General features: G+C 72.0%; 12 protein-coding genes. 11 read left to right on the plus strand and 1 reads right to left on the minus strand.

Features of this window, described 5'->3' with window-relative positions; genetic code table 11:
• Positions 1-11: 11 nt before the first annotated feature.
• The 10 genes from GM656_RS16235 (at position 12) to GM656_RS16280 (ending at position 11,086) form a co-directional block, all read left to right on the plus strand.
• The gene (locus GM656_RS16235; protein WP_162414728.1) at positions 12-779 is read left to right on the plus strand and encodes a hypothetical protein; all 768 of its coding nucleotides are present in this window, start codon (positions 12-14) and stop codon (positions 777-779) included.
• An 81-nt stretch (positions 780-860) separates the two neighbouring features.
• Complete coding sequence (locus GM656_RS16240) at positions 861-3,047, plus strand: pentapeptide repeat-containing protein (RefSeq protein ID WP_162414729.1); 2,187 nt, start codon at positions 861-863, stop codon at positions 3,045-3,047.
• 40 nt (positions 3,048-3,087) lie between these two features.
• Positions 3,088-4,065: a WD40/YVTN/BNR-like repeat-containing protein gene (locus GM656_RS16245; protein ID WP_162414730.1), complete on the plus strand. Its 978-nt coding sequence runs from the start codon at positions 3,088-3,090 to the stop codon at positions 4,063-4,065.
• Between the two features lie 67 nt (positions 4,066-4,132).
• Positions 4,133-5,107, plus strand: coding sequence for an AAA family ATPase (locus GM656_RS16250; RefSeq protein WP_162414774.1), 975 nt, complete (start codon positions 4,133-4,135; stop codon positions 5,105-5,107).
• Between the two features lie 70 nt (positions 5,108-5,177).
• Complete coding sequence (locus GM656_RS16255) at positions 5,178-5,858, plus strand: DUF4129 domain-containing protein (protein WP_162414731.1); 681 nt, start codon at positions 5,178-5,180, stop codon at positions 5,856-5,858.
• Positions 5,855-7,792, plus strand: a complete 1,938-nt coding sequence (locus tag GM656_RS16260) for a DUF58 domain-containing protein (protein WP_162414732.1) — start codon at positions 5,855-5,857, stop codon at positions 7,790-7,792. Before GM656_RS16255 ends, GM656_RS16260 begins: the two co-directional genes overlap by 4 nt.
• A complete protein-coding gene (locus GM656_RS16265; RefSeq protein WP_162414733.1) occupies positions 7,779-8,282 on the plus strand; it encodes a DUF7519 family protein in 504 nt (167 codons plus the stop codon). The genes GM656_RS16260 and GM656_RS16265 overlap by 14 nt, the downstream gene beginning before the upstream one ends.
• 94 nt (positions 8,283-8,376) lie before the next feature.
• A complete protein-coding gene (locus GM656_RS16270; protein ID WP_241692805.1) occupies positions 8,377-8,805 on the plus strand; it encodes a DUF5518 domain-containing protein in 429 nt (142 codons plus the stop codon).
• Between the two features lie 75 nt (positions 8,806-8,880).
• On the plus strand, positions 8,881-9,963 hold the full coding sequence (locus GM656_RS16275; protein ID WP_162414734.1) for a geranylgeranyl reductase family protein: 1,083 nt from the start codon (positions 8,881-8,883) through the stop codon (positions 9,961-9,963).
• 118 nt (positions 9,964-10,081) lie between these two features.
• Positions 10,082-11,086 carry an AI-2E family transporter gene (locus GM656_RS16280; protein WP_162414735.1) on the plus strand — a complete coding sequence of 335 codons (1,005 nt, stop codon included), beginning with the start codon at positions 10,082-10,084 and terminating at the stop codon, positions 11,084-11,086.
• Between the two features lie 11 nt (positions 11,087-11,097).
• On the opposite strand, the gene GM656_RS16285 is transcribed toward GM656_RS16280, so the two are convergent.
• On the minus strand, positions 11,098-11,895 hold the full coding sequence (locus tag GM656_RS16285) for a sulfurtransferase (protein ID WP_162414736.1): 798 nt from the start codon (positions 11,893-11,895) through the stop codon (positions 11,098-11,100).
• Between the two features lie 264 nt (positions 11,896-12,159).
• Between GM656_RS16285 and GM656_RS16290 the strand changes: the two genes are divergently transcribed.
• The gene (locus GM656_RS16290) at positions 12,160-13,020 is read left to right on the plus strand and encodes a sulfurtransferase (RefSeq protein WP_162414737.1); all 861 of its coding nucleotides are present in this window, start codon (positions 12,160-12,162) and stop codon (positions 13,018-13,020) included.
• Positions 13,021-13,157 lie beyond the last annotated feature (137 nt).

A 13,157-nucleotide genomic window follows, 5' to 3' on the forward strand; every position in this document is an offset into this window, starting at 1 on the left:
ATATCACAGACATGGCGCAACCGACAGCGGACCGCACCGAGCGGAAACGGGGTATCGGTGGGCTGGCGAAGCAGGCGAACCCGGCGTTCGCGGCGGGGGCGGTGGCCGTCCCGCTGCTCGCGTTCGCGGGGGCCGTCGCGAGCGGGAACCTCCGGGCGCTGACGTACGTCCACGTGATGGCCGGCGTGCTGTGGACCGGCATCGACCTGTTCATGGGCCTGGTACTCGGCCCGGTCCTGGGCGGTCAGGACCCAGAGGCGCGGGCCGGCTTCTTCTCGTCGTTCACGCCGAAGATGACGTTCCTGATGCCGACGCTGGCCGCGGTGACCGTCGGCGGCGGCATCCTGCTGGCGCTGCGGCTCGGGAAGTTCCCGAACGCCGACCCGTGGCTGGCGCTGATGACCGCTGCGACGCTGATTCCGGTCGTCCTGCTCGTCGGCTACCAGTTCGACGCGCTGACCGACCCGAAGACGCTCGTGGCGCTCGCGCTCGCCGTCGTCGGGTCCGGGGCGTACCTGGCGACCGCGCTCCCGCAGTTCGCGATGACCTCGTGGTGGATCGTCGCCGCGCTCGCCATCGTCACGGTGCTGTCCGTGCAGGGCTTCGGGGTCATCCTCCCCGGCGAGATCCGGATCTACCGGCAGGTCGTCTCCGAGAACCCGGATGTGGACCTCATCTCCGACATCGGGATGCGAAACGCCAGACTCGGCGGGATTCAGGGCGTCATGCAGTTGGCCATCGTGTTCGTGATGGTCGGCATCCGGTGGTGGACGCCGTAGCCGGGCGAGAACCGACTCGGAGCGGAGGGAGGCGCGGACGCAAGCGCTTATTACCGCGGCTCGCCACGGTTCGTTCCAGCAATGGCCTGGTCGGGCGGCGAAGGAGCGTGTGAGTTCACGTGTGACCCGTCAGCGTTCCACGACGGGACCGGTGCGGCGGCGGAGTGGAGCTGTCCCCACGACGTACTCGACGGGCGAGACCGCTGTCCGTTCCACTGCGACCCCGACGCGGTCCCTGTCTCGGTGAGCGTCTCCGACGCGTTTCTGGACGCCATCGCCGCGAGCGACGGCGAGGACCGACGCGACCGCGAGCGGGGGAAGCAGTTCCTCGGGGCCACCATCGACGACCTCGACCTGTCGATGGCGGTCGTGAACGCGGGCGACAACTACCCGATCGACCTCCGCGGCGCGACAGTCGGCCGGATCGACTGCACCGACAGCGAGTTCGGCCAGCGGATCGACCTCCGCGGCGCGACGGTCGCGGGCACGGCGACGTTCGACGGGACCTACTACGAACTCGACGCGCGGGACGCGACTCTCGGGGAAGTCGTGTTCACCGATGTCACGGCCGAGCGCCTCGACTGGCGGAACGCGAGCGTCGAGACGGGAACGTTCGACGGCGCGGCGCTATCGACCGTCGACGCCAGAGACGCGACGTTCGGGACGGCCTCGTTCGAGCGGGCGTCGCTTCGAGACGCCGCGTTCGACCGTGCCGACTTCGGGACGGCGAAGTTCCGCCACGCGACGGTCGAGATGGCGGACTTCGACGACGCGACGTTCGAGACGGGCGATTTCTACCACGCGGACTTCGACGAGGCGGACTTCCGCGGGGCCGACTTCGGCCGGGCGCGGTTCTACGGCGCGACGTTCGGCGGCGGGTACTTCAACGAGACGAGCTACGACGAAGCCGACTTCGCACGGATCGAGGCCGAGCGGTTCTACCTCCCGGACGCGCGTCTCACCGATGCGACGTTCGCCGACGCGGTCGTCTCGATGAAGCTCGTGATGCGCGACGCCGTCTTCGCGGGCGTCGACTTCGCGGGACTGGAAGTCGAGCGGCTGGACGTGACCGACGCCCGGTTCGTCGGGTCGTCGGTCGTCGACGCCACGATTGGGACCCTCGAACTCGACGGCGCGACGCTCGCGAGCCCCCGATTCGAGGACAGCGCCATCGAGCGGGTCAACGCGGCGGAGGTGACGCTCCTCGGAACCGTCCGGCTGTCCGGCTGTCACATCGGCGATCTCGATCTCCGGCCGGCAGCGGTCGGGCCGGGCGGGGTCGCGCTGCTCTCGCTCGCCGAGGCGACCCTCGATGACGGAACCGCCTGCCAGCCCGAGGACGGCGCGCTCGTGTACGACCTCGACCGGGCGACGCTGGGGACGGTCCGTTTCGAGTGCGGCGACGCACCGACCGCCCTCGAGAGGGTGGCGTTTCACCGGACGCGCTTCGACGGCTTCGACTTCCGGGACGACGACGACATCGACCTGGAGGCCGGCGGCTACCGCCTCCACGCACTCGATTCGTCCCTGCGTGCTCCGATCCGTGACGCGCTGGCCTACGCCGACGCCGTGGACGACGCCGTCGCGACCCTGCACGACGGAGAGACGGACGACCCCGACCACCTCCCCGGTCTGCAACCGCCGGACGGGGAGGGAGCAGACGGAGAACCGTCGGTCTCCGACGGGACGGCGACGGTCACCGACGGCGTCGTCGACAGAACGCTGTCGCCAGCCGCGAACGAGACGTTCGACCGGCTCACGACGGCCGCGGACGGTCAGATCGGGGCGTCGGCCGGCGAGGTCACGTACCTCCGCGCGAAGAACGGCGCGAACGCCATCGCGGACAACACCGCCGCCGCGGAGTTCTTCATGTCGCAGATGGCCTACCGGCGACGGTCTCACGGGGCTCGCGCCCGGGACGCCGACGCGACGCTTCGAGAGCGCGCCCGGGGCCTCGTCCGCTGGGGGATGAACGGCTTCCTGTTCGTGACGACGGGGTACGGGGAGCGGGCGTCGTACGCGCTCGCGGCGTCGACGGCCATCATCACCGCATACGCCCTGGCCTACGTCGCTCTCGCCCCCGACCTGTTCGACGGAGTCGGCCAGTACGTTCAGTTGAGCCTCGGATCGTTCATCGCGTTCTTCCTCGGCGGCATCGGCGAGGTCAGCCACCCGACCGTCTCCCTCGTCGCCCAGTCGGAGGCGTTCCTCGGCGGCTTCTTCATCGCGCTGTACGTCTTCGCGCTGACCCGCTCGGTCAACCGCTGACGCCGACACCGTTCTCCGTCCGCGGTTCGTATCACTCGGTATGCACATCGCCTACGCCGCACTGCGTGACCGCGTGCTCGCTATCGACGGCGACGCCGCCTCCGACTGTCTCGTCGGGCGCGACGTGGAATGCGTCGCGGCCGACCCGGCCGCCCCCGACCGCGCCGTCGTCGGCACCGCAGACGACGGCCTCCAGCGGACCACGGACGGCGGCCGGTCCTGGGAACGGGTGCTCGACGCCGGCGACCGTGTGACGAGCGTCACCGTCGGCCCGCGCGACCCCGACGTGGTGTGGGCCGGAACGGAGCCGAGCGCCGTCTACCGCTCGACTGACGGCGGCGAGACGTGGGCGGAGCGGCCGGGGCTGACCGACCTGGACTCGTCGTCGCGGTGGTCGTTCCCGCCGCGGCCGCACACGCACCACGTCCGCTGGATCGCCCTCGCGCCGGACGACCCCGAGCGGGTGTACGTCGCCGTCGAGGCCGGCGCGTTCGTCCGCAGTCCCGACGGCGGCGAGACGTGGGTCGACCACCCCGAGGGCGCGCGCCGGGACAACCACACGCTGGCGACCCACCCCGACGCCCCGGAGCGGGTGTACACCGCCGCGGGCGACGGCTACGCCCGCTCGACCGACCGCGGGGAAACGTGGTCACACCCCCAGAACGGGCTCGGCCACCGCTACGTCTGGGGACTGGCCGTCGACCCGTCGAACCCCGACGGGGTGGTCGTCTCCGCCGCCAGCGGGCCGCGGTCAGCCCACAGCACGAGCGGCGAGAGCTACGTGTACCGGTGGACCGGCGACCGCTGGGCGGTGGCGATGGCCGGCCTGCCCGGCCCCGAGGGACTGGCCCGGCCCGTGCTCGCGGCGGACCCGGACGGCGGACTCGTCGCGCTGACGAACCACGGCCTGTTCCGGTCGGAAGCGGGGGCGGAGTGGACCGCCGCGTGGCCCGAGGCGGGGGTGGCCGACTGGCCGAGCGAGTACGACCAGGTCCCGAGCGGGCTGGCCGTCGCCTGACCGCGTTTTCTCGGTGAGAAACTCGGTTGTCACTACTATGACAGCCGCGGCCGCACCGGCGAACGACATGGACATCGCGGACGCCCGCTCGGAGTGCGAGCGGGTCCTCAAGGCCGTCGAATCGAGCGTCGTGGCCGACAGGGAGTTCCTCGAAACGGTGCTGACCGCCGTCCTCGCGCGGGGGAACGTCCTCATCGAGGACGTGCCCGGGACCGGCAAGACCCTCACCGCCCGGAGCTTCGCGTCGGCGCTCGGGCTCTCCTTTTCCAGGGTCCAGTTCACGCCGGACCTCCTGCCGGCTGACGTGACCGGCACGCACGTCTACCGCGAGGCGGACGAGGCGTTCGAGTTCTCGCCGGGCCCGATCTTCGCGAACTTCGTGCTGGCCGACGAGATCAACCGCGCGCCGCCGAAGACCCAGGCCGCCCTGCTGGAGGCGATGGGCGAGGGGCAGGTGACCGTCGACGGCGAGACCCACGCGCTGCCGGAGCCGTTCGTGGTCGTGGCCACGCAGAACCCCGTGGAGAGCGAGGGCGTGTTCCCGCTTCCCGAGGCCCAGCGGGACCGCTTTCTCGTCAAGACAGCCATGGGCTACCCCGACGCCGACGCGGAGCGGGGGCTGTTACGCCGGCGGACCGAGCGCGAGTCGCGGACGCCGAGCGCTGACGCCGTCCTCGATCCCGCGGACGTGCGCCGTCTCCAGACCGTCCCGGAGGACGTGACCGTCGACGACGACGTGCTCGGCTACCTCGTCGACCTCGTCGGCGCGACGCGGCGGGACGCTCGCACCGAGGTCGGCGTCTCCCCGCGCGGGACCCAGCGCCTGCTCGAAGCCACCCGGAGCCGCGCCGTGATCGAGGGCCGTGAGTTCGTCCGCCCGGCCGACGTGCGGGCGGTCGGCGAGGCAGTGCTCGCTCATCGACTGGTCCTGACCGCCGACGCGACGGTCGAGGACGCGGCGGCGAGCGATGTCGTCGCCGAAGCCTTCGACCGCGTTTCCGTTCCGACGGTCGACGCGCCGGAAGCGGACGCGACGGAGTGAGCGATGGCGGCGCAAGCGCTCGTTCGGGCCGCGACGACCGGGCCGGATCTCGACGTTCGGAGGGGCTGAGATGGAGCGACTTGGTTCGATAGCGCTGGCCGTCCTCGCCGTCGTCGCGCTCGCGGCGGTGGCCGCCTCGGTCGAGACAGTCTCGACTGCGCCCACGGTCGAGCGCGAGGAGCCGACGCCGGGGACGCCGGAGCGGTATGGCGGACCCGGAAGCGGAGCGGAGACGCCGGGAACGCAGTCAGCGACCGCGGTGGAAGAACCGGACCAGGAGACGGCAACGCCGGCGAGCGCGTCGAGCGACGGGCCGCCGCCGTGGCAGGTGGCGGCCGGCCTCGCGCTGTTCGTCTGCGGCGGGCTGGCGGTCCTCTACGGGCTCACGCGGGGCACCGCGGACGAGTCGCCGGCCGACGGTGACGACCCGGTTCCCGCGCCCGTGTCACCCGACCCGGACGCCGTCTCGCTGGCCACAGACGTGCCGCCGGACAACGACGTGTATCGGGCGTGGGCGGCGCTCCGAGAGCGCGTCGAGACGCCGGCCGAGGCGTCGACGGCCGCCGACGTGCGCGACGCCGCGGTCGCTGCCGGCCTGCCCGAGCGGCCGGCGTCGGCACTCACGGACCTGTTCTGTGCGGTCCGGTACGGCGACGCCGACGCCACCGCCGAGCGAGAGCGGCGGGCGCGGTCGCTCGCGAGCGACCTGTCTCTCTCGCTCGGGTCGGCCGACGGGGGCGGTGCGTCGTGACCTCGACCCGCCGACTCTCGGTCGGGGTCGGCCTGCTGTCCATCGCCGTCGGCGGCCTCCTGCTCGCGCTTCCGGCGCTGGGGAGCGGGCTCGTCCCGCGGGCCGTCGCGACGCTCCTCACTGTGGGCGTCGGCACGGTGGCCGTGGTCATCGCGGGTCGGCGGCTGTTCGAGTCCGACGAGCCGGCCGTCCGCCTGCCGTCGCCGGAGTCACGGCCCCGCTACCGGACGCCGGGATCGTCGTTCGCCGGACTCCTGGACGACGTGAGTACGGTCGGCCGCAGGGCGGTCGACGAGACGGACGACTGGGACGGCGACGGCGAGTTCGCGCCACGGGAGCGGGTGTCCGCCGCGCTCCACGACCTGGCGGTGGCCGTGCTGGCCCGGACTGAGGGCCGCGACGCCGGCAGGGCCGCCGACCGCCTCGCAAACGGCCGCTGGACCGACGACGAGGACGCCGCCGCGTTCTTCGCCGAGGGGCTCCGGCCGCCGCTCCCGCGCCGGGCGTCGCTCCCCTGGGTCCGCCCGGAACTGCCCGTCGCGCGGCGGGCGCGCCACGTCGTCGCCGAACTCGCCGACCGTGCGGGGACCGACGCACCGGACCCCACCGAGGGCGGCGGACTCGCGGCGACCGACGACGCGGAGACCGGGGCCTACTGGCCGACGGCGGACCTGCCGCGTGAGCGCTCGACGGGTCGGACCAGGCGCGTCACCGTGGCGGTCCTGCTGACCAGCGCGGTCGGCGTCGTGGCCGGCCTGCCCGGGACCGTGCTGACCGCCGCGTTCGGGGTCTCGCTCGCCGGCGCGGCCCGCGTCTGGCGGCCGTCGACCGACCTCGCGGTGTCGCGGTCGGTCAGCACGCGGACGCCGGCTCCCGGGGAGACGGTCGAAGTCACCGTCACGGTCCGCAACGTCGGCGATTCGACGGTCCCGGACCTCCGGCTCCTCGACGGGGTCCCCGCGGGGCTCGGCGTCGACTCGGGGACGGCCCGGTTCGCGACCGCGCTCCGGCCCGGGAAGGCGGCGTCGACGAGCTACACCGTCGAGGCGGTCCCGGGGACGCACAGGTTCGAGCCGCCGGTCGCGGTCGTCGGCGACGTGGCCGGCGCGCGCGAGACGGTGCAGGCCGTCGAGAGCGTCGACGGGCCGGCGACGCTGGACTGCGGCTTCGAGCGCCGCGGACGGGAGAGTGAGGCTCCGCGACCGCAGGTCACGCTCGCGTCGGGCAGCCGGACGGCCGGCGTCAGCGGCGCGGGCGTCGAGTTCGACGCGCTCCGGGAGTATCGACCCGGTGACCCGCCCGGCCGCATCGACTGGAACCACCGCGCGAAGACCGGCGACCTCGCGACGGTGGAGTTCGAGGAGCCCCGGCGGCCGCGTGTCGTGGTCGTCCTCGACGCCCGCCGCGCGGCCTACGTCGCCGAGACGCCCCGCGGCGTTCCCGCGCCGCGCCACGGGGCCGCTGCCGCCTTCGCCGTCGCCGACGTGCTGCTCGAATCGGGGGTCCCGACCGGGCTCGCGACCGTCGGCGCGACGGACTGCTGGCTCCCGCCGAAGACCGGGAGCGCACACCGCGATGCGGTCCGCGACCGACTCGCCGGCGACCGGGCCGTCCCCTGGACCGCGCCGAGCGATGAGACGGTCGTCGCGGACGCCGCGGCGGACCTCGCCGCGCGGCTCTCGGCCGACGCCCAGGTGGTCCTCGTCACCCCGCTGTGTGACGACGGCGGCGTCTCGCTCGCGAGGCGACTGGACGCCGCCGGTCACTCCGTCTCGGTCGTCAGCCCGGACTGCACGGACCCGTCGACGGTCGGCGGGGCGTACGGCCACCTGACTCGGCGCGAGCGACTCGCGACGCTCCGACGGCGGGGCGTTCCAGTGCGGGACTGGGACCCGACGACGCCGATTTCGGAGGTGGCACATGTCGAACGGTGACCCGGTGTCGGTCTCGGCGCTGCCGCGGTTCGGCGTCGCGGTCAGCGCGCTCTCCGTTCTCGTCGTCTGCGGGCTCGTCGCCCCCGCACCCGCGCCGCTCGCGCTCGCCGTCGTCGGCGGGCTGGCGCTCGGCGCGGGGCTTGGACGGGACGCCGAGTTCGCGCTGACGGCCGGCGTCGCCGGCCTGTTCGCCGCCGTCCTCGTCGCCGGGAGCGAGGGGCGGTCGGTCGAGTGGATGCTGGCCGCGGCGGTCCCGGTCGTCCTCGCGTGGGTCACGGCCAGGCACGCGCTCCGACTGGGCGCGCAGGTCGGTCGCGCCGCCGGGACGCTGCGCGTCGAACTCGTCCACCTCGTCTCGACGACGGTCCTGCTGGCCGCGGGCGGCGGCGTCGGCTACCTCGCCTACCGCTCGGTCGCGGGGAGTCCGTCGCCACTGGCACTGGGACTGCTCCTGCTCGCCGTCGTCGCGTTCACCGTCTCGCTCCGGTGAACCGCGGCCCTCGTCGCCCGCGACTGGGTCATTCGCCACGGCCCCCCGACATATCAACGGGAAATACTGATGGGGTCGGGGAGTGTATAGCTCGATGATGTCCCTCCAAATCGAACTCTCGGAGACGTGGAAGTACGCCCTGCTCGGCGGACTCCTCGCCGCCCCGTTCACCGTGCTCGAGGTGCTGCGGTCGTCGGGAAGCCTGACGTTGAACATGGTCGCGGTCGGGAGCGCGCTGGCCGGCTATCTCGTCAAGCGCCGCGGCGGGAACAGCACCGCGACCGGATTCCGCGCCGCCCTCGTCGGGGGGCTTCCGGCGCTCTGGACGATAGGCGAGTTCGTGTCGATCATCCCCACCGTGCCGAACCCGCTGTGGTTCCAGGCGGTCGGCGTCGCGATGGGGCTGGCGGTCGCGGCGCTCCTCATGCTGTTTCTGGCGGTCGGCGGTGCGCTCGCCGGGCGGTTCGGTGGCTGGCTGGCCGAACGGCGCGGCCACGGCGGGGCGACTCCGGCGGGCGGATAATCCCGGTATCGCACGCTCGGGGACGGACCGGGCGAATCGCGAAGCTATTTGGTTCGTGACACCCAGGAGACGTGTATGTACGACGTTGTGGTCGTCGGGGCGGGGCCGGCCGGGTCGCGGTACGCGCGCCGGGCGGCCGAGCGGGGGCTGGACGTGGTCGCCTTCGAACAGGGGGAGATCGGCGAGCCGCTGGCCTGTTCGGGCCACGTGAGCACCGACGTCTGGGAGTTCACCGAGGACGCCCGCGACGACCTGTTCCAGAACGAGATATCGGGTGCGCGCTTCCACACCGGCGGGCCGGGTAGCGCGGACCACCCGTTCTACAAGGACGAGGTCATCTCGAACGTCATCGACCGCGTGGGCCTCGACAAGCACCTCGCGGGCCTGGCCCGCGACGCCGGTTCGGACGTGCGCGAGGACCACTCCGTCGTCGGCGTCACGGAGGAGCGCGACGGCGTCACCGTCGAGGTCCGCGGGCCGGACGGCGTCGAGACCCACCGCGCGAAGATGGTCGCAGGCTGCGACGGGCCCAAGAGCCGCGTCCGGCGCGAACTCGGGCTCCCGGAACCCGACGAACTGCTCCACGGCGTCCTCGGGTTCAGCGACGAGGTCGATCACGGCGACTTCGTGGACGTGCACCTCACCGTCCCGCGCTTCTTCGCGTGGCGCATCCCGCGGGGCGAGGCCGGCGTCGAGTACGGGCTGGCCGTCCCGCCGGGCGACGACGCCCGCGGACGGTTCGAGGACTTCGTCGACGGCTACGGCGTCGAGACCGACCGCCGCTGCTCGGGGCTCATCCCGATCGGGCCTCCCCGGCGGGTCACCGGTCGTCGGTCGTTCCTGATCGGCGACGCCGCCGCACAGACGAAGCCCTTTACCGGCGGCGGCATCCGCTACGGCATGACCGCCGCCGACCACGCCGCACGCGAAATCGACCCCGGCGACCCGGCGACGCTGGGCGACTACGAGCGCGCCTGGCGCGACGACCTCAGACGGGAGATCCGGCTGGGCCACGCCGTCCGAGCGGGCTACTCCGCGCCGACGCCGATACAGAAGGCCGGGATGGCCGCCTTCGAGGGCGAGATCGGCGTCCACATGGACCGGCCGACGACGCTGTTCTCCCGCGAGCAGCTGGCGGCGCTGTTCTCGCGGTCCTGATCGGCGGCTCCGCCGGTCGCCCGGCCGTTGTGGGGCGAGTTCGCCGTTCCGCGCTCGCTCACTCACGCTCGCTGTCACCTCCGGGAACGCTTTTCCCGGCCGACGCGGAAGGGAGAGCGTGGTTCGACGCAGACGGACGTACGTGCTCGCGGGCCTGCTCGCCCTCGTCGGGATGGGGACGACCGTGCTCCTGTCGAGCGTGCTGTCGACGGTGTTCTTCGCCGTGACCGTCGCGTACGTGCTCTTCCCGCTCTCCGAGTGGCTCGTCGGACACGGCCTCCACAAGCGACTGGCCGCCGCGCTGGTGACCGTCGTCGCGTTCGGCTCGGGGACGCTGATTCTCGTGCCGCTCGGGGGCGTGTTGTACCTCCGCCGGATGGACCTGTTCACGTTCGTCCAGCAGCTCCCGGACACGCTGACGCTCGAGGTCGCTGAGTTCGTCTACGTCGTCGACATCGAATCCGCGTTGGTGGCGGGCCGGACGGAGCTCGCGGCGCTCGCCGTGAGACTCGCGGGCGAGTCGCCCGTCATCGCGCTGAAGATGGTGCTGTTCGCCATCCTCGTCTACGCGATGCTCTGGCGGCCCCGCGCCCCCGCGGACGTCGTCTATCGGACCGTCCCGGGCGAGTACCACGATATCGTCGAACGGCTCCACGAGCGACTTCGAGGGACGTTATACGCCATCTACGTCCTGCAGGGGGCGACGGCGTTCGGGACCTTCCTCACGGCCTGGCTCGTCTTCTGGCTGCTCGGGTATCAGGGCGCGTTCGCGCTGGCGGTGGTCGCGGGCGTCCTCCAGTTCGTCCCCGTCGTCGGCCCGAGCATCGTGGTCCTCGCCATCGCCGCGGCCGACCTCGTCGCCGGCGACGTGAGCGGCGCGGTGCTCGTCACCGTGGTCGGACTCGTCTTCGTCGGGTTCCTGCCCGACGCCGTCATCAGGCCGCGCCTCGCGCGGTACACGACCGGACTGCCCGCGAGCCTCTACTTCGTCGGCTTCACCGGCGGCGTGCTGTCGCTCGGCGCGGTCGGGTTCATCGCCGGCCCCGTCGTCATCGCGCTGCTCGTCGAGCTCACGTCGATACTGGCGGACGCGCGACTCGACGGGCAGCAGACGTTGCAGTGAGTGCAGACGGGTCAGTTCGTCTCCAGCGGGCGGTCCTGTACCTCCCACTCGGTGAGGCTACCCTCGTAGAAGTCGACCCGCTCGAAGCCGAGGTGACGGAGGACGACGTAGGTGTGGCTGATGCGCCGAGCCGTGTTGCAGTAGAGGACGACGCGCTTTTCGGGGAGGATGCCGGCCGATTCGAGGACGGACAGCGCCGCCTCGCGCGCGAGCAGGCCGCGGGTCTCGTCGTCGACGAGGTCGCGCCAGTCGAGCAGGACCGCGCCGGGGATGTGCCCCGCGTCGTACTCCTCGTCCTCGCGGGTGTCGACGACGACGGCGTCGGGGTCGTCGGCGGCCGCGGCGACCTCGTCGGGGCCGACCAGCGGCGTCGACGCCGGGCGCTGGACGGCGTACTCGGTCGGCTCGACGTCCGGCGTCTCGCTCGACGTCTCGCGTTCGAGCTGCCAGCTGGAGAAGTCGCCGTCGAGCAGGTGCAGCCGCTCGGGGTCGTGGCCCAGCAGTTCGGCGGTGACGAGGAAGCGCGCGGCGAAGACGCCGTGGTGGTCGTCGTAGGCGACGATCTCGCTCTCCCGATCGATACCGGCCGTCGAGAGCAGGTCAGCCCAGTCGTCCTCGGCGGGGAGCATCCCGCTGCCGTCGCCGTCGCTCGCTTCCGCCGCGTGCTCGTCGGCCCGGAAGGAGTCGAACGGGACGTTCACTGCGCCCGGCAGGTGGCCGAGGCCGTCGTACTCCCAGGCGTCGCGAACGTCGACCAGTCGCAGGTCCGACCGGCTCGCGACCCACTCCGCGGAGACGAAATCGGTCATCGTCGTGTCGTTTCCGCTCCGAGCGCTTGAAAACTCCCATCGGAGTCGGTCGAAGACGGTGGCAAATGTGTCCGCGTCTCGGCCCGCGAGGGACCGGCACGATCGGTCCCCTGCCAGCCCAGGCGTCGCGTCCGTCGCAGGCTCGTCGTGTCAGTGCGACTAGTTCACTGGTTTCGGCAATATCTGCCTCCACGGTGGACGAGTGGCCGAACATGCCGAAAGTCGTGGTAATATATGTTCGGTAGGCTTACGGTCGGGTGCACGATGACCGACTACGCCAACGACGTGCTCGTCTCCGCCGACTGGGTGAGCGAGCACCTCGACGATTTCCAGAGCGACGACCCGTCCCACCGACTGGTAGAGGTCGACGTGGACACGGAACTGTACGACGAGAGCCACGCGCCCGGCGCGATCGGCTTCAACTGGGAGACACAGCTCCAGGATCAGACGACACGCGACATCCTCGACAAGGAAGACTTCGAGGACCTGCTGGGCAGTCACGGCATCAGCGAGGACTCGACGGTCGTCCTCTACGGTGACAACTCCAACTGGTTCGCCGCCTACACCTACTGGCAGTTCAAGTACTACGGCCACGACGACGTGAAGCTCCTCGACGGCGGCCGCGAGTACTGGGTCGAGAACGACTACGAACTCACCGACGAGGTCCCCGAGTTCTCCGCGGTCGACTACGAGGCCTCCGGCCCGCGCGAGTCCATCCGCGCCTACCGCGAGGACGTCGAGAACGCCATCGAGCGCGACGTGCCGCTGGTCGACGTTCGCTCGCCCGAGGAGTACTCCGGCGAGATCCTCGCGCCCCCCGGACTGCAGGAGACCGCCCAGCGCGGCGGCCACATCCCCGGCGCACAGAACATCTCCTGGGCCGCCGTCACCAACGACGACGGCACCTTCAAGGACTACGACGAGCTCGCGGAGCTCTACGCGGAACACGGCATCGACGGCGACTCCACGACGGTCGCCTACTGCCGCATCGGCGAGCGCTCCTCCGTCGCCTGGTTCGCGCTCCACGAACTGCTGGGCTACGAGGACGCCATCAACTACGACGGCTCCTGGACCGAGTGGGGCAACCTCGTCGGCGCGCCGATCGAGAAGGGCGCGGGCGACTGAACAGCGTGAAAGAGCCCGCGAATCGGAGCGGGGAGCGGATGCGACCCGCGGAGAAGGGCGAGGCCGAGTACGCGATAGCGCACGAGGCCTCGTAGCGACACGGAGAGCGGAGCGAGCCGTGGAGCAGGCAACTGACC

Origin of the sequence: Haloarcula salina, assembly GCF_010119195.1 — an archaeon.
GTDB classification, from domain to species: Archaea; Halobacteriota; Halobacteria; order Halobacteriales; family Haloarculaceae; genus Haloarcula; species Haloarcula salina.